Source organism: Microbacterium sp. X-17 (genome assembly GCF_039615055.1).
Genome location: NZ_JBDHNI010000001.1, coordinates 113,952 through 133,399, shown reverse-complemented (window position 1 = coordinate 133,399; position 19,448 = coordinate 113,952). Strand labels below are relative to the sequence as shown.

At 71.5% G+C, this 19,448-nt stretch carries 18 protein-coding genes; 11 read left to right on the top strand and 7 right to left on the bottom strand.

Features of this window, described 5'->3' with window-relative positions; translation table 11 throughout:
• Positions 1-29: 29 nt before the first annotated feature.
• Both ABCS02_RS00625 and ABCS02_RS00620 read right to left on the bottom strand, forming a co-directional pair.
• Positions 30-1,421, bottom strand: coding sequence for an APC family permease (locus ABCS02_RS00625; RefSeq protein ID WP_345833673.1), 1,392 nt, complete (start codon positions 1,419-1,421; stop codon positions 30-32).
• A gap of 56 nt (positions 1,422-1,477) precedes the next feature.
• Complete coding sequence (locus tag ABCS02_RS00620; RefSeq protein ID WP_345833672.1) at positions 1,478-3,163, bottom strand: amidohydrolase; 1,686 nt, start codon at positions 3,161-3,163, stop codon at positions 1,478-1,480.
• Between the two features lie 123 nt (positions 3,164-3,286).
• Here ABCS02_RS00620 and ABCS02_RS00615 point away from each other — a divergent pair, with 123 nt between their 5' ends.
• On the top strand, positions 3,287-3,907 hold the full coding sequence (locus ABCS02_RS00615) for a TetR family transcriptional regulator (protein WP_345833671.1): 621 nt from the start codon (positions 3,287-3,289) through the stop codon (positions 3,905-3,907).
• Between the two features lie 6 nt (positions 3,908-3,913).
• Here the strand turns inward: ABCS02_RS00615 and ABCS02_RS00610 are convergent, their stop codons facing one another.
• Positions 3,914-4,822, bottom strand: coding sequence for a hypothetical protein (locus ABCS02_RS00610; RefSeq protein WP_345833670.1), 909 nt, complete (start codon positions 4,820-4,822; stop codon positions 3,914-3,916).
• Positions 4,823-4,947: 125 nt separating this feature from the next.
• Positions 4,948-5,946, bottom strand: a complete 999-nt coding sequence (locus tag ABCS02_RS00605; protein WP_345833669.1) for a LacI family DNA-binding transcriptional regulator — start codon at positions 5,944-5,946, stop codon at positions 4,948-4,950.
• 235 nt (positions 5,947-6,181) lie between these two features.
• On the opposite strand from ABCS02_RS00605, the gene ABCS02_RS00600 reads away from it, so the two are divergent.
• The 8 genes from ABCS02_RS00600 (at position 6,182) to ABCS02_RS00565 (ending at position 15,145) form a co-directional block, all read left to right on the top strand.
• Positions 6,182-7,474 carry an extracellular solute-binding protein gene (locus ABCS02_RS00600; protein ID WP_345833668.1) on the top strand — a complete coding sequence of 431 codons (1,293 nt, stop codon included), beginning with the start codon at positions 6,182-6,184 and terminating at the stop codon, positions 7,472-7,474.
• 11 nt (positions 7,475-7,485) lie between these two features.
• Positions 7,486-8,556, top strand: a complete 1,071-nt coding sequence (locus ABCS02_RS00595; protein WP_345833667.1) for a sugar ABC transporter permease — start codon at positions 7,486-7,488, stop codon at positions 8,554-8,556.
• Complete coding sequence (locus ABCS02_RS00590) at positions 8,556-9,425, top strand: carbohydrate ABC transporter permease (RefSeq protein ID WP_345833666.1); 870 nt, start codon at positions 8,556-8,558, stop codon at positions 9,423-9,425. Before ABCS02_RS00595 ends, ABCS02_RS00590 begins: the two co-directional genes overlap by 1 nt.
• 44 nt (positions 9,426-9,469) lie before the next feature.
• Positions 9,470-11,785, top strand: a complete 2,316-nt coding sequence (locus ABCS02_RS00585; protein ID WP_345833665.1) for a glycoside hydrolase family 3 N-terminal domain-containing protein — start codon at positions 9,470-9,472, stop codon at positions 11,783-11,785.
• Positions 11,786-11,905: 120 nt separating this feature from the next.
• Positions 11,906-12,343 (top strand): VOC family protein, encoded by a 438-nt coding sequence (locus ABCS02_RS00580; RefSeq protein ID WP_345833664.1) that lies wholly within the window; start codon positions 11,906-11,908, stop codon positions 12,341-12,343.
• 86 nt (positions 12,344-12,429) lie between these two features.
• Positions 12,430-13,176 carry a 3-hydroxybutyrate dehydrogenase gene (locus ABCS02_RS00575; RefSeq protein ID WP_345833663.1) on the top strand — a complete coding sequence of 249 codons (747 nt, stop codon included), beginning with the start codon at positions 12,430-12,432 and terminating at the stop codon, positions 13,174-13,176.
• Complete coding sequence (locus tag ABCS02_RS00570; RefSeq protein WP_345833662.1) at positions 13,173-14,084, top strand: alpha/beta fold hydrolase; 912 nt, start codon at positions 13,173-13,175, stop codon at positions 14,082-14,084. Before ABCS02_RS00575 ends, ABCS02_RS00570 begins: the two co-directional genes overlap by 4 nt.
• Positions 14,081-15,145 carry an alpha/beta hydrolase gene (locus tag ABCS02_RS00565; RefSeq protein WP_345833661.1) on the top strand — a complete coding sequence of 355 codons (1,065 nt, stop codon included), beginning with the start codon at positions 14,081-14,083 and terminating at the stop codon, positions 15,143-15,145. The genes ABCS02_RS00570 and ABCS02_RS00565 overlap by 4 nt, the downstream gene beginning before the upstream one ends.
• On the opposite strand, the gene ABCS02_RS00560 is transcribed toward ABCS02_RS00565, so the two are convergent.
• The 3 genes from ABCS02_RS00560 to ABCS02_RS00550 are packed head-to-tail and all read right to left on the bottom strand — an operon-like array spanning position 15,138 to position 16,573.
• On the bottom strand, positions 15,138-15,650 hold the full coding sequence (locus tag ABCS02_RS00560; RefSeq protein ID WP_345833660.1) for a GNAT family N-acetyltransferase: 513 nt from the start codon (positions 15,648-15,650) through the stop codon (positions 15,138-15,140). The genes ABCS02_RS00565 and ABCS02_RS00560 overlap by 8 nt on opposite strands.
• 6 nt (positions 15,651-15,656) lie before the next feature.
• Positions 15,657-15,926, bottom strand: a complete 270-nt coding sequence (locus tag ABCS02_RS00555) for a DUF1778 domain-containing protein (RefSeq protein WP_345833659.1) — start codon at positions 15,924-15,926, stop codon at positions 15,657-15,659.
• A 38-nt stretch (positions 15,927-15,964) separates the two neighbouring features.
• The gene (locus ABCS02_RS00550; RefSeq protein ID WP_345833658.1) at positions 15,965-16,573 is read right to left on the bottom strand and encodes a TetR family transcriptional regulator C-terminal domain-containing protein; all 609 of its coding nucleotides are present in this window, start codon (positions 16,571-16,573) and stop codon (positions 15,965-15,967) included.
• A 58-nt stretch (positions 16,574-16,631) separates the two neighbouring features.
• Here ABCS02_RS00550 and ABCS02_RS00545 point away from each other — a divergent pair, with 58 nt between their 5' ends.
• Both ABCS02_RS00545 and ABCS02_RS00540 read left to right on the top strand, forming a co-directional pair.
• Complete coding sequence (locus tag ABCS02_RS00545) at positions 16,632-17,681, top strand: agmatine deiminase family protein (RefSeq protein WP_345833657.1); 1,050 nt, start codon at positions 16,632-16,634, stop codon at positions 17,679-17,681.
• A complete protein-coding gene (locus ABCS02_RS00540; protein WP_345833656.1) occupies positions 17,678-19,381 on the top strand; it encodes an amidase in 1,704 nt (567 codons plus the stop codon). The genes ABCS02_RS00545 and ABCS02_RS00540 overlap by 4 nt, the downstream gene beginning before the upstream one ends.
• The last annotated feature ends 67 nt before the right edge of the window (positions 19,382-19,448 follow it).

The following is a 19,448-nucleotide window of genomic DNA, read 5'->3' as shown; positions in this document are numbered from 1 at the left end:
AACGACAACGACGTGCCCTTCGATGCTGGTCAGGGCTGGTCGACGGGACCCGACAGCGCGGGCGGCGCCTCCCGGAACAGCCGCGTCCGCCACAGCAGGTAGCCAAGCCCGAGCGCGACCCACACCCCGCCGACGACCATCGCGCTCGGCTCCAGGCTGAACCACAGCGCGACGTTGACCGCCACCCCGAGCGCGGGCAGCACCACGAATCCGAGCGCCTGCCGCCACCCGCGCCGCTTCACGAACCGCACGTACGTGAAGATCACCGACAGGTTGACGAAGATGAACGCCACGAACGCGCCGAAGTTGATGAGGGAGGCCGCGCGGCTGAGGTCGAGGAACACCGCCGAGCACGCGAGCGCCGCGATCAGCAGTACGTTGCCGGCCGGGACGCCCGCCCTGTTGAGCCGCCCGAAGAACCGTCGCGGCAGCGCGCCGTCGCGCCCCATCGCGAACAGGAGCCGCGCCGCGCTCATCTGCTGCGTGATCCCGCAGCCCAGCACCGCCACCATGTAGCCGCCGATGAAGAGCGCCTGGAACGCCGCGCCACCGATGTACTTCGCGATCTCCGGCGACGCGCCCACGATGTTGCCGACCGTCGACACGTCCGGGAACAGCACCTGCATCACGTAAGTGACGCTCACGAAGAACAGCCCGGCGACTCCCACGATGATCAGGATGGCGCGCGGGATGTCGCGCCGCGGGTGCTCGGCCTCCTCCGCCAGCGTGCTGACGGCGTCGAAGCCGAGGAACGACAGCGCCAGGATCGCCGCGCCCGACGCGATCGCGCCCGCGTCGATTCCCGGCGAGAAGAACGGCGCGACCGAGAAGTGCGCGCCGTTCGCGCCCTCCACGATGTTCTTGATCGTGAGCCCGACGAACGCGACGGCGACGACGACCTGGATGACGACCAGGATCACGTTGACCTTCGCCGCGATCCGCACGCCGATCAGGTTCAGCGCCGTGCAGACGACGATGGTGGAGAGGATCCACACCCACGACGGCACCTCCGGGAACGCCGCCGTCATGTAGATGGCGGAGAGCAGCGCGTTGATCATCGGCAGCAGCAGATAGTCGAGCGTCGCCGCCCAGCCGACGAGGAACCCGAGGTGCGGGTTGATCGCCTCGCGGGTGTACGTGTACGCCGATCCGGCGCGCGGGTAGAAGCGGACCATCTTGGCGTAGCTGAGCGCGGTGATGAGCACGGCGACGAGCACCAGGAGGTACGACAGCGGGACGTGCCCGTGCGTGAGGTCGGCGACGATCCCGAAGGTGTCGAAGACCGCGAGCGGCGCCATGTAGGCGAGGCCGAGGAAGACGATGTGGCGGAGGGTGAGGCTGCGACGGAGGCCGGCGGCCTGGAGGTCGTCGGCGGTCTCGGCGGAGCGGGCGGGGGAGATGGCGGGGTCGAGCTGGGACATCGGGTGGATCCTTTCGCTGCGATGGGAGAGGAACGGGATGGTGAAAGAGGCCCGGGCTAGTGCGCCGCCGAGCAGTGCGAGAGCGCCCCGAACTGCTCCGGCGCGGGCGCGTCCCGGTCGGCGTCGTGCACGACCTCGCCTCCGACCACCGTCAGCGCCGCCCGCTGGTCGAGCAGCGCCGCCGGATCGCCCTCGTGCTCGTAGAGGTCCGCCGACCACGCGACCACATCGGCGCGCGCCCCCACGCGCAGGATGCCGAGGTCGCCCTCCGCGTGCCACGCCCACGCCCCCTCGCGGGTGTAGCCGCGGATCGCGTCGTCCAGGCCGATCCGCTCGGCGGGCGTCCAGGCGTGGCGGCCGTCGAGCCCCGCGCGGGTGAGGGCCGAGTAGAAGCCGACGAGCGGATCCATCTCCCCCACCTGCCAGTCGCTGGACAGCGCCACGTGCGCGCCCGACTCCAGGAGCGAGCGCAGCCGCCAGGCGCGGTCCCAGCGCTGCTCGCCGACGTTCTCCATCCAGGTGCCCGCGACGAGGTCGGGCGAGCAGTGCCGCGGCTGCATCGCGGCCGTGACGCCGAGCGCGGCGAAGCGGGGGAGGTCGTCGGGGTGCAGGCATTCGACGTGCACGATCCCGTGCCGCCGGTCGCGGGTGCCGTTGGTCCGCGCGGCGGCCTCGATCGCGTCGAGGGCGAGGCGGATGCCGCCGTCCCCGGTCGCGTGCGTGTGGGTCTGGAAACCGAGCCGGTCGAGCTCGGTGACGATGCGGGTCAGCTCGCCGACCGGGGCGGACGGGTGGCCGCGGTGGCCGGGACGGTTCGCGTAGTCGTCGAGCATCCACGCGGTGTGCGGCTCGATCACGTCGTCGGCGTAGAGCTTCACCGGGCCGAAGCGCAGCCGCTCGTCGGTCGTCGCGCCGTCCACGGCCTCCCGCAGTTCGCGGCGGAACGCAGCGTCCGCGTCGATCGGGTGGAACAGCGCCGCGATCACCCGCGAGCTGAGCAGCCCGCGCTCGCGCGCCCGGTCGAGGAGGCCGACCTCCGCGAGCGGGACCTGCGGCTCGACCACGGTCGTGATCCCCGACGCGGTGGCGAGGGCGAGGCTGCCGAGCAGACGGCGGTAGCGGCGCTCGGGCGAGTACAGCGGGATGTCGCGCTGGAGGCCGGCGAGCCCCACCGTCGTCATGGCGCTCGTGTAGAAGTCGGTCACCCAGCCGGTCGGCCGCCCGTCGGCATCCCGCTCCGGACGGCCCCACGGGATGTCGCCGCCGCCCGCGATGCCGAGCGCGCGCAGGGCGGCGTCGTTGAGCCAGACCGAGTGCTGGTCGTAGGTGGTGACGAACACCGGCCGGTCGGTGAGCCCAGCGAGGTCGGCAGCGTTCGGACGGCGGCCCGGCACGATCGAGTAGACCGCGTTCTCGGCGCAGATCCAGTCGAGGTCGGGCCGGCGCCCGGCGAGGTCGCGGATGCGGCGGCGCACCTCGTCGAGCGTCTCGGCGCCCTCCAGGCTCACCGCGTCGGGGTCGAAGCCGAGCAGGAGGTGGTTGTGGCTGTCGATGATGCCGGGCGTCACGAGGCTACCGCCGAGGTGACGGGTCTCGCGCGCGGCGGGAGCCTCCGCGGCCGGGCCGACGTAGCTGATCCGGCCGTCCGTCACGCCCACGGCCTCGGCCCACGGCTGCGCGTCGTCGAAGGTCCTGACCCGGGCTCCGGTGAGGAGGAGGTCGGCGGTCTGAAGTGCGGTCACGGCGGTCCCATCGACGGTGAGGAGAATTCTTTGACACTTGCGTCAAAGAATTCCACGAGTGTGCCACGCCTCCGCGAAAGGTGTCAAGCGGGCCGGCCCGCCGCGCGCCGGTAGGGTCGACTCATGGCGAGGCCGAAGAAGCAGGATGAGCGCCGCGCCGACCTCATCGAGGCGGCGCTCAGCGCGGTCGGCGAGCGCGGCCTCCGCTCGCTCTCCCTGGCCGACGTGGCGGCGAAGGCGGGACTCACGCGCGGCGCGATCCTCTACTACTACGAGGACCTCGACCAGCTGCTGGTGGAGGCCCACCGCGCGGGCCTGGAACGGTTCTGCGACCACCGGGACGCCGTGGTCGCCGGCATCCCCGAGCCGCAGCTGCAGCTCGCCGCCGCCATCCGGGAGGGCCTGCCGAGCGGCCCGGACGACGCCCTGATGCGCCTGCTCTACGAGTTCGACGTGCTCGCCGGCACCTCCACGCTGCACGACGAGCTGGTCGAGCGGATGTACCTGCGCCAGCTCGCGACCTACACCGGCATCCTGGAGCGCGGGGCCGCGGCGGGCGTCTTCACGCCGATGCTCCCCGTCGAGACGCTGGCCATGAACCTGGTCGCCCTGGAGGACGCCTACGGCCTCCACATCGTCGCGGGCAACAGCCTGATCACGGTCGCGAGCGCCGAGGCCGCAATGCGCGCCGCGGCGTCGGCCTTCGGCGCCCCCACAACCCTCCACCCGCCGAGGGGCACGTAAACGCCCCTAAAACCGCGTTTTAGGGGCGTTTACGTGCCCCTCGATCAGCCTTCGGATGCGCTGGACCAGTTCCGTGGGCCTGTGGACGTCGTCCGCGGTGACGCGGATCATCCGCCAGCCGAGGTCCTCCACCCGTTCGCGTCGACGGATGTCCTTGCGCCAGGTCTGCCGGTCGACGCGGTGGATGTCGCCCTCGTACTCCAGAGCGATGCGCTCACGCGGATAGGCCAGATCGATCCGGGCGACGAACATGCCCGAGTCGTCCCGGAGCTCGTGATTGAGCAACGGGATCGGCAGCCCCGCATCCGCCAGGACCAGACGGAGCCGCGACTCACCCGGAGACTCCGAACCCGTCCGGATGGACTCGAGCGCCTCCTTGGCACGTGCGACGCCCCGGCGCCCGGGCGACGCCGCGATCGCCCGGGCCAGGGCGAGCCGGTCGGTGAGCGGTTCGTCACCGCCGACGAGGAAGTCACCGACCACGACCAGCGCATCCCGATGGAGCAGCTGCGCGAGGTCGAGCCAGGTCTGCTCCGGTGTGGTCACCGGGAGGTCGCCGATGGTCCACGTCTCCCATCGTGTGAGCTTGTGTCCGGCGAAGCCACCGATCGTCGGGGCACGGCCGGGGGCTCGCACACTCACATGGATGCGCTCGTCCACGCGCGGCAGTGGAGCCCCGTAGAGCGTCGCCGCGGTCGTATGGCTGAAGGCGAAGTCGAGTCCGCGGTGCAGAGCGTAGGCGCGACAGCGGGCGACGAGGCCGTCCGCCTGCGGCGTCAACCGTGTCCCGCGCAGCGGCGTGATCAGATCGGGCGCACGCAGGCGCTTGCGGCTCACCCCTCGCTCGGTCGCACGCGCGACGGTGAACGCGGAGTCCTGGAGCGCCGCAGGAAGTGCGGCCCGCTGTCGTGGCATGCCCGCCACCCTGCCAGAAGAAGCCCCCGCTCCCCCGACTTATCCACAGCCCGCCCCGTCGAGGGGCGCGTAAACGCCCCTAAAACCGTGTTTTAGGGGCGTTTACGTGCCCTTCGGCGGCAGGGTTACGCGGGTGGGGCGGTGCTCGCGCGGCGGATGAGGCGCGTCGGGAGGCGGATGTGCGTCGGGTCCGGCTCCTCCCCCGCCATCAGCGCCACCACCAGTTCGGCCGCCGCGGCCCCCAGCCGCCCCATCGGCTGCCGGATCGTCGTCAGCGGGGTGGAGAACCGGGACGCCTCCGGGATGTCGTCGAAGCCGACCACCGACAGGTCGCGCGGCACCTCCAGGCCGAGCTCGTGCGCCACCTCGATGACCACGATCGCGGACAGGTCGTTGGCGGCGAAGATCGCGCTGGGCCGCTCGGGCGCGGCGAGCAGGCGGCGGGCGGCCTCCCGCGCGCTCTCCTGCTCGTAGTTGCCGACGCCGACGATCGACGGGTCGAAGGGGATGCCGGCCTCCGTGAGGGCGCGCCGGTAGCCGGCGGCGCGGGCGGCCGACGAGCGCAGGTCCGGCCGGCCGGCGACGAAGCCAATTCGGCGGTGGCCGAGCCCGATCAGGAAGTCGACGGCGCTGCGGGCGCCGCCGAAGCTGTCCGACTCCACGGTCGGGAGGTCGGCGCGGCCGGTGTGCGGGTCGACGGCCACGATCGGGACGTCCGCGTTCGCGTTGACCACGGTCGGCGTCACCATGATGACGCCGTCGATGAGCGTCCCGCTCAGCCGGCTGAGCGAGCGCCGCTCCCAGCCCTCGGCGGCGACCTGTCGCGAGCCGCTGTAGGCCAGGAGGTCGTAGCGGGAGTCCGCGAGCGCCGCGCCGACGCCCTTCAGCACCTCCGCGCTGAACGGCTCGAAGTCGGCCACGAGCACGCCGATCACGCCGGTCTGGCGCGACCGCATGCTCGACGCGACGAGGCTCGACTCGTAGCCGAGCTCCTCCACGACCTGGAGGACGCGCTCGGCGGTGTGGGACGCGACGCCGTAGCGGCCGTTGACGGCTTTGGACACCGTCGCCGCAGACACTCCGGCGGCTTCTGCCACATCATTGATGGTTGGACGACGTCCCATGACCGAGCAGCATAGCAATCTCGAAAAGGATTTCGAAAAGGATTTCGAAAACGTTTGACACCTTCCGAAACGCCTTGCGACACTGACGTGGTCCGGTCAGCCTCCCGGACCCGACGAGTTCGTGATCCGGCCACAGGTGAGAGGCTTCGCCCCGGCCGACACCCCAGCGAACTCATGTCACGGGCATCGACGGAACCGTGGATGCCGCTCAACGAAGAGAACAGGTTGGAATCACATGAAAGCCAAGAAGCTCCTCATGGGAGCAGCTGTCCTGGCAGCCGGCACGATCGCCCTGAGCGCGTGCAGCGGGACCTCGGACAGCTCGAACAGCAGCAGCAAAGTCACAATGTCGCTGTGGCAGAACTCCACCACGGGCCCCGGCCAGCAGTACTGGAAGGACGCGATCGCGGCCTTCGAGAAGGCCAACCCGAACGTCACCATCAAGATGCAGTCGATCCAGAACGAGGACCTCGACGGCAAGCTGCAGACGGCGCTCAACTCCGGTGACGCGCCCGACATCTTCCTGCAGCGCGGCGGCGGCAAGATGGCCGCGATGGTGCAGGCGGGCCAGCTCATGGACCTCACCGACAAGGTCTCCTCCGACACCAAGAAGGTCATCTCCTCCGGCTCCTTCAAGGCCGAGACCTACCAGAACAAGGTCTACGCCATGCCGCTCTCGGTCCTCCCGGGCGGCCTGTTCTACAGCCAGGACCTCTTCAAGGCGGCAGGGATCACCGAGGCTCCCAAGACCATCGACGACCTCAGCGCCGACGTCCAGAAGCTGAAGGCCACCGGCGTCTCGCCGATCGCTCTCGGCGCCAAGGACGCCTGGCCCGCCGCGCACTGGTTCTACTGGTTCGCGCTCCGCGAGTGCTCCGGCTCCACGATGGAGAAGACGGCCGACTCGAAGAGCTTCAGCGACGGCTGCTGGCTGAAGGCCGCCGAGGACCTGCAGAACTTCGCGGGCCAGAAGCCGTTCAACGACGGCTTCCTGACCACCTCGGCCCAGCAGGGCGCGGGCTCGTCCGCCGGTCTGGTCGCGAACCACAAGGCCGCGATGGAGCTCATGGGCGCGTGGGACCCGGGCGTGATCGCCTCCCTCACCCCCGACCAGAAGCCCCTGGCCGACCTCGGCTTCTACCCGTTCCCCGAGCTCTCCAGCGCGGGCAAGGGTGAGCCCGGCTCGATCATGGGTGGCGTCGACGGCTACTCCTGCTCGGTGAAGGCACCGAAGCAGTGCGCCGACTTCCTCAACTTCATCGCGACGACCCCGCAGCAGATCGCCTACTACAAGGCGTTCAACTCGCCGCCGGTCAACACCGACGCGCAGAAGGAGGTCACCGAGCCCTACCTGAAGGACGTCCTCGCCGCCTACAACAAGGCCCCCTACGTCTCGCAGTGGCTGGACACGGTCCTCGGCCAGAACATCGGCAACGCGCTGAACGTGGCCGTGGTCGACATGCTCGCCGGCAAGACCGACGCCAAGGGCATGATCCAGGCCGCGAACGACGCCGCCAAGAAGGGCTGAGAGGCCTCACCGTGAGCAACACCCGCGAGTCAACCTCGACCGAGCACGTGTCGACGGCGGATCTCGCGCAGCACGACGGGAGCGGCGCCACCGCGTCGCTCCCGTCGCAGCCGCGCCGCCGCCGCGGCGCAGGCTGGGGCCTCCGCGCCGAGATCGCCCTCCTGGCCGGCCCCGCCGTCATCGTCTTCCTGGCCTTCGTGATCTTCCCGGTCGCGATGGCCGCCTATTACGGATTCTTCCGCTGGGCGGGCTACGGACCGCCCACCGACTTCGTCGGCCTCCAGAACTACGTCGTCATCCTGACCGACCCCGCGTTCCTGGCGGCCCTCGGGCACAACGCCTTCATCGTGGTGGCGTCCATCGTCATCCAGGGCCCGATCGCCATCCTGCTCGCCCTCCTCCTCAACAGGAAGATGAAGGGCCAGTCGATCATCCGCGTGCTGATCTTCGTGCCCTACGTGATCTCCGAGGTCGTGGTCGGCACCGGCTGGAGCCTGATGCTCGCCACCAACGGCGCGCTCAACGGCTTCCTGCACAACGTCGGCCTCGGCTCCTGGGCGCACGACTGGCTGTCCGACCCGAACATCGCCATCTGGACCCTGATGGCCATCCTGACCTGGAAGTACGTCGGCTTCGCCGTCATCCTCTTCCTCGCCGGCCTGCAGGGCATCCCGGAGGAGCTCTACGAGGCGGCCGCCCTCGACGGCGCGTCGTTCTGGCAGATCCAGCGCAGGATCACCCTGCCGCTGCTCGGCCCGACGCTGCGGATCTGGGCGTTCCTCTCGATCATCGGCGCCCTCCAGCTCTTCGACCTCGTCTACATCATCTGGGGCCAGTACGTGGCGTCCACCGCCGGCACCTCGACGATGGCGACGTACATGGTCGCCAACGGCCGCAACGCCGGCAACTACGGCTACGGCAACGCAGTCGCCGTCGTGATCTTCCTCATCTCCATGATCGTCGCCCTGATCTACCAGCGCTTCGTCCTCCGCCGCGACACCGCAGGCGCCGTGACCACCGCCAAGAAGTCGGGTCGCACGAAGGGCCGCCGTGGCGCGGCCGCGACAGAAAGGACGGCGTGATGACCGCCCTCACCGTCTCCTCCCGCGCCTCGCGCCGCGCCGCGCGGAAGAGCCTGCCCTGGGGCTCTCCCGCGGTCTACTTCATCGCGCTGATCGTGATCGCGCTGATGATCGTGCCGATCGCGTACATCATCATCGGCGGCTTCCGCACCAACTCCCAGATCACGGTCGACCCGGCGGGCTTCCCGAACCCGTGGAACCCCGCGAACTACCTGGAGGTGCTCACCGGCGGCGTCTTCTGGGGCCAGGTGCTCAACTCGACGATCACCGCCCTGGTGACGACGGTCGGCGCGGTCGGGCTCGGGCTCATGGCCAGCTACGTGCTCGCCCGCTACCCGTTCCGCGGTAGCGGCGCCCTCTACGCGCTGTTCGCCGCCGGCCTGATGTTCCCGATCACCGTCGCGATCACGCCGCTCTACATCGTGGTGCGCAACCTCGGCCTGATGAACTCGCTCGCGGGCGTCATCATCCCGCAGATCGCGTTCGCGCTGCCGACGACCGTCATCATCCTGGTGCCGTTCCTGCGCGCGATCCCCGACGAGATCCAGGAGGCCGCGTTCATCGACGGCTGCAGCCGGCTCGGCTTCTTCTTCCGGATGGTGCTGCGGCTCTCGCTGCCCGGCGTCATCACCGTCGGCATCCTGGCCTTCATCGGAAGCTGGAACAGCTACCTGCTGCCGCTGTTCATCCTCAACGACCAGGCGACGTTCACGCTGCCCCTCGGCGTCCAGGCGTTCTCGTCGCAGTACGCGACGGACACCTCCAAGGTGCTGGCCTTCACCTCCCTCTCGATGATCCCCGCCCTGATCTTCTTCAGCCTGTTCGAGCGCCGCATCGTCGGCGGTCTCACCGGCGCGGTCAAGGGCTGACCCGGGCGCCTGCCCACGAACCCACACGTCTGCAGGAAAGAAGCATGACTACACCTGACAACCTCCCCACCGTCTCCGAGCGCGTGCGCGACCTGCACGCCCGGATGACCCTCGACGAGAAGCTCGCGCAGATCGTCGGCTACTGGGTCGACAAGGGCGACGACAACGTCGCCCCGCTCGACGGGGAGATGACCACCGGACAGAGCTACGACGACGCCACCGCGCAGGGCATCGGCCACCTCACCCGCGTCTACGGCACGCGCCCCGTCGACCCCGTGGAGCGCGCCTCCTGGCTGTGGTCGGAGCAGCGCAGGCTGCGCGAGCAGACCCGCTTGGGCATCCCGGCGCTCGTGCACGAGGAGTGCCTGACCGGGCTGGCGGCGTGGAAGGCCGCGACCTTCCCGACCCCGCTCGCCTGGGGCGCGGCCTTCGACCCGGAGCTGGTGGAGGAGATGGGCGCCGCGATCGGCGCCTCGATGCGCGAGCTCGGCATCCACCAGGGCCTCGCGCCGGTGCTCGACGTCATCCGCGACCCGCGCTGGGGCCGAGTGGACGAGTGCATCGCGGAGGACCCGTACGTGGTCGGGACGATCGGCACCGCGTACGTCCGCGGCCTCCAGTCGTCGGGCGTGCACGCCACGCTCAAGCACTTCGTCGGCTACTCGGCGTCCCAGGCCGGGCGCAACCACGCGCCGGTGCACGCCGGGACGCGCGAGATCCGGGACGTGCTGCTGCCTCCGTTCGAGATGGCGGTCCGCGACGGCGGCGTGCGCTCGGTGATGAACTCCTACGCGGAGATCGACGGCGTACCCGTCGCCGCGAACCCGGAGTACCTCACCGGCGTGCTGCGCGACGAGTGGGGCTTCGACGGGACGGTCGTGGCCGACTACTTCGCCGTGGCGTTCCTGCACACCATGCACCGCGTCGCGGCCGACCGCGGCGAGGCGGCCGAGCTGGCCCTCGCCGCCGGCATCGACGTCGAGCTGCCCACGGGCGACGCGTTCCTCGCGCCGCTGGCCGAGCGCATCCGCGCCGGGCTCGCGGACGAGGCGCTGGTCGACCGCGCCGTGCTGCGCCTGCTCGCGCAGAAGGAGGAGCTCGGCCTGCTGGACGAGACCTTCGACACGCCGCCGGCCTCCGTCGACCTCGACTCCCCCGAGCACCGCGCGCTCGCGCTGCGGCTGGCCGAGGAGTCGCTGGTGCTGCTGACCAACGACGGAGCCCTCCCGCTGGAGGGCGACCGCGCCGCCGCCCGGATCGCCGTCGTCGGCCCCAACTCGGACGCCGCCGAGGCGCTGATGGGCTGCTACTCCTTCGCCAACCACGTGCTCGCCCACCACCCGGAGGTGCCGCTCGGCTTCGAGCTCCCGTCGGTGCTGGAGGCGCTGCGCGAGGAGTTCCCGTCCGCCGAGCTGGTCCACGCCCGCGGCTGCGACGTGGAGGGCGACGACCGCTCCGGCATCGTCACCGCGGTGAGCGCCGCGGCCGACGCGGATGTGGCCGTGGTCGTCGTCGGCGACCGCGCGGGCCTGTTCGGCCGCGGCACGGTCGGCGAGGGCAACGACGTCGAGAGCCTGGAGCTGCCCGGCGTGCAGCGCGAGCTCGTGGAGGCCGTCGTCCGCACCGGGACGCCGACCGTCGTCATCGTGCTCTCCGGCCGCCCGTACGCGATCGACTGGGCCATCTCCGGACCGGACGCCCCCGCCGCGGTGCTGCAGGCGTTCTTCCCCGGCGAGGAGGGCGGCCGCGCCATCGCCGCCGTGCTCTCCGGCCGCGTCGCCCCCACCGGCCACCTCCCGGTGTCGCTGCCGCGGTCGGCCGGCGCCCAGCCGTTCTCGTACCTGCACCCGCTGCTCGGCGGACCCTCGGACGTGACCAGCGCCGACAGCACGCCGATCCTCCCGTTCGGTCACGGTCTCAGCTACACGACCTTCGAGCGCACGGGCCTGGAGGCCGACACGGCCGTGGCCGCCGGCGGCGAGTTCGAGGTGCGCGTGACGGTCCGCAACAGCGGCGAGCGCGCAGGCGCCGACCTGGTGCAGCTCTACGCGCGCGACGTGTTCGCGAGCGTGACCCGCCCGGTCGCGCAGCTGCTCGGCTACGCGCGCGTGGCGCTGGAGCCGGGCGAGGAGGCCGAGGTCACCTTCCAGGTGCCGACCGCGCGCCTGGCGTTCACCGGCCTGGACGGCGTCCGCATCGTGGAGCCCGGCGACGTCGAGCTCTGGGTGGGTCCCGACTGCGCCACCCGCGAGACCGAGACGGGCATCGTCCTCACCGGTCCGACGCACGCGGTCACCCCGGCCGACGCCCGCCTCGTCCGCGCCACCGTCACCACCCCGGCCACCGCACCCCTCCCCTAACCCGGAAACCCCCACACCATCCATCGAGGGGCACGTCGTTGTCACTTCCGACCCCGGAAAGTGACAACGACGTGCCCCTCGGCGTGTGAGAGAACTATGCTCGGCGCCGGGAGGCCCACCATGTCCAATCTCGTCGTCCATTTCGAAATCCACGCCGTCGAGCCGCAGCGCCTGATGGACTACTACACCGGTCTGCTCGGCTGGTCCTTCACCCGGTTCGGCGAGATGCCGTACTGGGCGATCGACACCGGCGAGGGAGCGATAGCCATGGGGGCGGCCGGCAACGGGATCAACGGCGGCCTCACCCAGCGGATGGGCCCGGCGCCCGCGCTGGACGCACCGATCTCCGGCGCGAACATCGTGGTCGGCATCGACGGCAACGTGGACGAGCTCTACCAGCGCGGGCTCGACCTCGGCGGCACGGAGGCGCTGCCTCCCGACGACATGCCCTCGATCGGCCGGGTCGCGTACCTGCGCGACCCCGAGGGCAACGTGTTCGGGATGATCTCGCCGGTGCTCTCCGACGGCACCGACGTCACCTCCTTCATCGCGAGCTGACGCCCGCCTCCGACTCCTTCCGCCGGGCTGCGGGCCGCGGGTAGGGTGCCGGTGTGGGCGGGGCGCGCCCGGGGAAGGAAGCGACGATGGCGGACCTCTCGGGGCGCAGGGCGCTCATCACCGGAGGCGCGAGCGGCATCGGCCTGGCGTGCGCGGAGTCGTTCGCCGCGGCGGGTGCGCACGTCACCGTCGCGGACGTGAACGGCGACGCCGCGCGAGCGACGGCCGACCGGCTCGGCGGCGAGGCGTGGGAGGTCGACCTCTCGGACACCGCGGCGCTCGGCGACCTCCGGCTCGACACCGATATCCTCGTCAACAACGCCGGCCTCCAGCACGTCCGACCGATCCCCGAGTTCGAGCCGGAGAGCTTCGCACTCATCCTGCGGGTCATGCTGGAGGCGCCGTTCCTCCTCATCCGCGCCGCACTGCCCGGGATGTACGAGCGGGGCTTCGGCCGCGTCATCAACATCTCCAGCGTGCACGGCCTGCGCGCATCCGAGTTCAAGTCGGCCTACGTCGCCGCCAAGCACGGCCTGGAGGGCCTGTCTAAGGTGACCGCGCTGGAGGGCGCCGCGCACGGTGTGACCTCCAACTGCATCGAGCCGAGCTACGTCCGGACGCCGCTGGTCGAGAAGCAGATCGCCGACCAGGCGCGGCTGCACGGCATCCCCGAGGACGAGGTGGTGGAGAGGATCATGCTCACAGAGCCCGCGATCAAGAGCCTGGTGGAGCCCGAGGAGGTCGCCGGGCTCGCGCTCTGGCTGGCCGGGGAGGGGTCGCGGATGGTCACCGGCGCCAGTTACACGATCGACGGCGGCTGGAGCGCGAAATGACGGCGTTCACCCCGGCCACGCCGTTCCGCGTCCCGGTGGACGGCGGCGAGCTCGCGGGCGGTCAGTGGCACGCCGACGCCGGCGGGATGCCGCTGGTCGGCATCCACGGGATCACCGCCAACCACGTCTCGTGGGGCATGGTCGCCGCCGCGCTGCCCGGCGTGCGGCTGATCGCGCCCGACCTGCGCGGCCGCGGCGGCAGCGGAACCCTGCCCGGGCCGTACGGGATGGCCGGCCACGCCGACGACGTCGCCCGGATGCTCGACGGTCTCGGCGTCGAGCGCGCGGTGGTCGCCGGTCACTCGATGGGCGCGTTCGTCGCGGTGTGGCTGGCGGAGCGGCACCCCGACCGGGTCGAGCGGCTGGTGCTGATCGACGGCGGCCTCCCGGTGACCCGCACCGCCGACCTCGGCCCCGCCCGCGACCGGTTGCGGATGACGTTCGCGAGCCAGGACGACTACCTCGCGTTCTGGCGCCGGCACCCCGCGCTCGGACCGTGGTGGAACGACGTCGTCGAGGCGTACGCGCTCTACGACCTGGTCGGCACGCCGCCCGAGCTGCGGTCGAGCGTGTCCGAGGAGGCCATGTCGGTCAACGCGACCGAGATGGACGGCAGCAGCGGCTATGCGGAGGCCCTCGCCGGGCTGACGCTGCCGATCGCGTTCGTGCGTGCGCCGCGCGGCCTCCTGAACACCGACCCGCTCTACCTGCCGGAGGAGCCCGCCGAGTGGCGCGGCCGGCTGCCGTGGTTCGAGGCGTTCGAGGCCGACGACGTGAACCACTACACGATCGTGATGACGGAGGCCGGCGTGCGGCAGCTCACGCCGCACCTGCCAGGCGCGTACCCCGCTCACCCGCATTACCACTCCGACCCCTCACCCCACCCTCACCCGAAGGAGACACCGTGACCGGAACCCTGCTCCCGGGCATCGTCGCCCGCAGCATCCCGACCTCCCGCTACACCGCCAACGTCCTGGCGCGCACGACCGACCCCACCGTCGCCGCGGACGCCACCCGGACGATCGTGTTCGTGCACGGCAACGTCTCGTCGTCGCTGTTCTGGCAGCCGCTGATGCTGTCGCTCCCCGAGGGCACGCGCGCGCTCGCGATCGACCTCCGCGGCTTCGGGGACAGCGAGACGCTCCCCGTCGACGCGACGCGCGGGGTCGGCGACTTCTCAGAGGACGTCGCGGCGGTCCTCGACGCGCTCGACAGCGGGCCGGTGCACCTGGTCGGCTGGAGCATGGGCGGCGGCGTGGTTATGCAGCTGCTGCTCGACCGCCCCGACCTGGTGCGCAGCCTCACCCTGGTCTCCACGGTCTCCCCGTACGGCTTCGGCGGCACGGCGCTGGACGGCAGCCTCCTCAACGCCCACGCCTCCGGCACCGGCGGCGGCGGGGCGAACCCGGACTTCGTGGAGCGGCTCGCCGCCGGCGACACCGGCGAGGAGTCGCCGACCTCCCCGCGCGCCGTCTACCGCTCGGCCTATGTGGCACCGGGCTTCACCACCGAGTACGAGGACCTGTGGGTGCAGTCCATGCTCACGACGGCCACCGGCGTCGACAACTATCCGGGCGACGCGACGACCACCGACGAGTGGCCGGGCTTCGCCCCCGGCCCGAACGGCGTCCTCAACACGATGGCGCCGAACTACTTCGACACCACCGACATCATCGACCTCCCCATGAAGCCACCGATCCTCTGGATCCACGGCGCCCTCGACGCGATCGTCAACGACGCCTCCTTCTTCGACCTCAACCAGCTCGGCGCCGCGGGCGTCATCCCCGGCTGGCCCGGCGCGGAGGTCGCGCCGCCGCAGCCGATGCTGAAGCAGATCCGCGCGGTGCTGGAGAGCTACCAGGCGGAGGGCGGGGTGACCCGGGAGGTGGTGTTCGAGGACTGCGGCCACTCGCCGCACATCGAGAAGCCGGAGGAGTTCCTGGCCGAGCTGACGGCGTGGGTCAGCTGAGGCCGGCGGCGGTCTTCAGGGCGTCCGAGATCTTCAGATAGAGAATGCGCCGCGTGCCCGGGAACCGGCGGAAGCCGAACCGCTCGTAGAACGAGACGACCGCATCGTCGATGGCGTCCACCACGAGGGCGCGGATGCCCAGAGTCTCGGATGCCTGGATCGCACGCAGCACGGCGTCCTGCAGCAGGGACGCTCCGAGTCCGACGCCCGCGTGCCGGCGATCGACGGCCAGCCGGCCGAGGAGGGCGACCGGGATCGGATCGGGCATGTTCCGCGACAGCGCGCCCGGCGCCTCCGCTCGCGCGATCGAACTCGCGGAGAGGCAGTAGTAGCCCGCGACGTGGCTCGTATCGTCGGTGACGGAGACGTAGCTGCGCGCGCCGCCCGCCGCCTCGTTGTGACGCGCCCACGCCTTCAGCCAACGATCGAGGACATCGACGCCGCAGTCGAACTCAGAGGCGATGTCCCCCGCTTTGATGGGACGAGGCCGGTGGTACTGAGCCATGCCGCGTCAGTCGATGAACACCGAACGGCGACGGAACAGCTCGGCGAGCCCCTCGACGTTCTGGGCCGGTGCGTCGAGTGCCGCTGCGAACGCCGCGAAGGTCTCCTCCTCGACGCGCAGCTCGCGCTCGTGACGGATCACCTCTTCCGCACGCGTGGTGAGCGTGGTGGCGGTGAAGTCGGAGACGGTGCGCCCTTCGAGGATCGCCGCACGTTCGATCAGCTCGCGCTGCACGCTGGTCACGCGCACTTCGATTCGGCGGTCTTTGGTGGGCATGACGTCCAGTGTACGGCAAATCGCCGTACACGCAACCCCTACCCGACCAGCACCCCGCGCTCGACCCCGAGCATCCCCTCCACCGCGTGCGCGAGCAGCGACCCCCGGTCGGCCGCGCCTCCCCAGCGGACCAGCGCCTGCGCGTTGAGCCCGTCGAGCATGCCGAGCAACTGCCAGGCCACAGCGCGCGGGTCCTCCACCCGGAAGGAGCCCGCCGCGACGCCGTCCACGATCACGCCCTCGACGACGTCGCTCCAGGCGTCCATCTGGTCGCGCACCGCCGCGCCCAGCACGGCGTTCCGGCGGCCGAGCGCCCAAGCCTCCACCCACACCACCGTGACGTCGTCGCGCGTGCCGTCGAGGAGGGTGCGCAGCAGGGTCGCGAGCCCGGCGGCGGGCGACGGGGTGGCGGCGAGCAGCGCTCGCAGCTCCGCGATCTCCGCCCCGACGATGCTGGTGAACGTCTCGGCCACCAGGCCGTCCATCGACTCGTGGTAGTGCGCGACCAGCGCAGGGGTCACCCCGGCGCGGGCGGCGACGGCGCGCAGCGTGACCGCGGCGAGGCCCTCCTCCAACGCGAGGGCGCGGGCGGAGGCGGCCAGTTCTGCGCGGCGCTCTGCGGGCGGTTTGCGGGCTGCTCTTGACATCGTGGGTCCAGTATAGGTATCTATTGATCATCCGATCAATAGAGCCCGGAGGTTCACGATGACCTGGCGCATGCCCGCCGAGACCGCACCGCACGAGCGCACCTGGATGGCTTTCCCGCGCGCCGGCATCACCCTGGGCGACGACGCCGCCTCCGCCGAGGAGGCCTACGCCGCCTGGACCGCGGTCGCCCACGCCGTCGCCGAGTTCGAGCCGGTCACGATGGTGGTCGACCCGTCCGAGCGCGAGCGCGCCGCCCGGATGCTCGGCTCGCACGTCGAGCAGGTGGAGGCGCTGCTGGACGAGTTCTGGATGCGCGACTTCGGCCCGACCTTCGTGGTGGACGACGAGCGCCCCGGCGTGCTCGGCGCCGTCGACTGGACCTTCAACGGCTGGGGCGACCCCGCCTGGTCCGAGTGGCGCAAGTCCGCCGAGATCGCCCGCTTCGTCGCCGAGCGCACCGACGCAGAGCTCGTCAGCTCGGTGCTCGTGAACGAGGGCGGCGGCATCCACGTCGACGGCGACGGCACGGTGCTGCTCACCGAGACCGTCCAGCTCGACCCGCGCCGCAACAAGTACGCCGACAAGGCCAGGGTGGAGGCCGAGCTCGCCCGCACGATCGGCGCGACGCACGCCGTCTGGCTGCCCCGCGGCCTCACCCGCGACTACGACGACTTCGGCACGAACGGCCACGTCGACATCGTCGCGACCATCCCCTCCCCGGGCCGTCTGCTCCTGCACACGCAGCGCAACCCCGAGCACCCCGACTTCGAGGTCTCCCGCGAACTGCGCGCCTTCCTCTCCGGCACGACCGACGCCGCCGGCCGCGCGTGGGACATCGTGGACCTCCCGGCCCCCGCCACCCTCCGCGACGAGGAGGGCTTCGTGGACTGGAGCTACGTGAACCACCTCGTCGTCAACGACGGCGTGATCGCGTGCGGCTTCGGCGAGGAGGCGGCCGACGCGGAGGCGACCGAGATCCTGGAGGCCGCCTACCCCGGCCGCCGCGTCAGCATGGTGGACTCGCGCCCGATCTTCGCCCGCGGCGGCGGCATCCACTGCATCACGCAGCAGCAGCCGGCGGTGCCCGAGAAGGTGAACGCGGCATGACCCGCTTCGACGTCGTGGAGGCCTCCATCGCCGGCCTCCGCACGGCCCTGGAGTCCGGCGAGACGACCAGCGCCGAGCTGGTCGACGCCTACCTCGCCCGCATCGACGCCTACGACACCGCCGGCCCGCGACTCAACGCCGTCATCGTCCGCAACCCCGACGCCCGCGAGGAGGCCCGCGCGGCCGACGAGCGCCGCGCCCGCGGCGAGACCCTCGGCCCGCTCGACGGCATCCCGTACACCGCCAAGGACAGTTACCTCGCCCGCGGCCTCACCGCCGCGGCCGGCTCCCCGGCGTTCGAGCACCTGGTCGCCCAGCGCGACGCCTTCACGATCGAGCGGCTGCGTGCCGGCGGGGCGATCCTGCTCGGGCTCACCAACATGCCTCCGATGGCGAACGGCGGGATGCAGCGCGGCGTCTACGGCCGCGCGGAGAGCCCGTACAACGGCGACTTCCTCACCGCCGCGTTCGGCTCGGGCTCGTCCAACGGCTCCGGCACCGCCACCGCCGCGAGCTTCGGCGCGTTCGGGCTCGGGGAAGAGACCTGGTCGTCCGGCCGGGCCCCGGCCTCCAACAACGCGCTGTGCGCCTACACGCCGTCGCGCGGCGTCATCTCGGTGCGCGGCAACTGGCCGCTGGTGCCGACGATGGACGTCGTCGTGCCGCACACGCGCACGATGGCCGACCTCCTGGAGGTGCTGGACGTCATCGTCGCCGACGATGCCGAGACCCGCGGCGACTTCTGGCGCGCGCAGCCGTGGGTGCCGATCCCACCCGCCTCCGAGCTGCGGCCCGCGTCGTATCCCGCGCTGGCCGTCGAGGCGAGCCTGGCCGGCCGCCGCATCGCCGTCCCGCGCATGTACATAAACGCGGACGAGGAGGCCGGCACCGGTGAGCACGTCGGAATCGGCGGCCCGACCGGGCAGCGCATCAACACCCGCGAGTCGGTCATCGCCCTGTGGGAGGCCGCCCGCCGCGACCTGGAGGCCGCGGGCGCCGAGGTGGTCGAGACCGACTTCCCCGTGGTCTCGAACTACGAGGGCGACCGGCCGGGTGCGCCGACCATCGCCACCCGCGGCCTCGTCTCGCCCGCCTACCTTCGCCGCGAGATCATCGACCTCTCGGCCTGGGGCTGGGACGACTTCCTCGCCGCCAACGGCGACCCCGCGCTGAACACGCTGGCCGACGTCGACGGCGCCCGCATCTTCCCGCAGCCGGAGGGCGCGCTGCCCGACCGCTACACCGGCTTCGACGACGACATCGCCGAGTATCCGGGCTGGGTGCGCGAGCATCCCGGCACCACGCTGGAGGGCATCCCGGAGCTGGCGGACGGCCTCCGCGGCCTGGAGGAGACCCGCCGCGTCGACCTGGAGGAGTGGATGTCCGGCCTCGGCGTCGACGCCGTCGCCTTCCCCGCGGTCGCCGATGTCGCGCCCGCCGACATGGATGTGAACCCGGCCTCCGCCGGCCTCGGCTGGCGCAACGGCGTCTGGGTCGCCAACGGCAACCTCGTGCCGCGGCACCTCGGTATCCCGACGGTCACGGTCCCGATGGGGACGATGGAGGACACCGGGATGCCGGTCGGCCTGACCTTCGCGGGCCGCGCCTACGACGACGCGGCGCTGCTGGCCCTCGCGGCGGCGTTCGAGGCGACCGGCCACCGCCGCACGCGGCCCCCGCGCACGCCGCGGCTCTCCTGACCCCCCGATTCGTGGCGGAGGTGGCCGGTGGGGGGGCCCACCGCGGCCGGAGGCCCCAAAGAGGGGG

Excerpts from the sequence above, each read along its gene's own strand:
- ABCS02_RS00545 (WP_345833657.1), top strand. The coding sequence starts at position 16,632 with ATGACCTGGCGCATGCCCGCCGAGACCGCACCGCACGAGCGCACCTGG.
- ABCS02_RS00540 (WP_345833656.1), top strand. The coding sequence starts at position 17,678 with ATGACCCGCTTCGACGTCGTGGAGGCCTCCATCGCCGGCCTCCGCACG.
- ABCS02_RS00610 (WP_345833670.1), bottom strand. The coding sequence starts at position 4,822 with ATGCCACGACAGCGGGCCGCACTTCCTGCGGCGCTCCAGGACTCCGCG.
- ABCS02_RS00580 (WP_345833664.1), top strand. The coding sequence starts at position 11,906 with ATGTCCAATCTCGTCGTCCATTTCGAAATCCACGCCGTCGAGCCGCAG.
- ABCS02_RS00605 (WP_345833669.1), bottom strand. The coding sequence starts at position 5,946 with ATGGGACGTCGTCCAACCATCAATGATGTGGCAGAAGCCGCCGGAGTG.
- ABCS02_RS00615 (WP_345833671.1), top strand. The coding sequence starts at position 3,287 with ATGGCGAGGCCGAAGAAGCAGGATGAGCGCCGCGCCGACCTCATCGAG.
- ABCS02_RS00585 (WP_345833665.1), top strand. The coding sequence starts at position 9,470 with ATGACTACACCTGACAACCTCCCCACCGTCTCCGAGCGCGTGCGCGAC.
- ABCS02_RS00575 (WP_345833663.1), top strand. The coding sequence starts at position 12,430 with ATGGCGGACCTCTCGGGGCGCAGGGCGCTCATCACCGGAGGCGCGAGC.
- ABCS02_RS00555 (WP_345833659.1), bottom strand. The coding sequence starts at position 15,926 with ATGCCCACCAAAGACCGCCGAATCGAAGTGCGCGTGACCAGCGTGCAG.
- ABCS02_RS00550 (WP_345833658.1), bottom strand. The coding sequence starts at position 16,573 with ATGTCAAGAGCAGCCCGCAAACCGCCCGCAGAGCGCCGCGCAGAACTG.
- ABCS02_RS00570 (WP_345833662.1), top strand. The coding sequence starts at position 13,173 with ATGACGGCGTTCACCCCGGCCACGCCGTTCCGCGTCCCGGTGGACGGC.
- ABCS02_RS00600 (WP_345833668.1), top strand. The coding sequence starts at position 6,182 with ATGAAAGCCAAGAAGCTCCTCATGGGAGCAGCTGTCCTGGCAGCCGGC.
- ABCS02_RS00625 (WP_345833673.1), bottom strand. The coding sequence starts at position 1,421 with ATGTCCCAGCTCGACCCCGCCATCTCCCCCGCCCGCTCCGCCGAGACC.
- ABCS02_RS00560 (WP_345833660.1), bottom strand. The coding sequence starts at position 15,650 with ATGGCTCAGTACCACCGGCCTCGTCCCATCAAAGCGGGGGACATCGCC.
- ABCS02_RS00590 (WP_345833666.1), top strand. The coding sequence starts at position 8,556 with ATGACCGCCCTCACCGTCTCCTCCCGCGCCTCGCGCCGCGCCGCGCGG.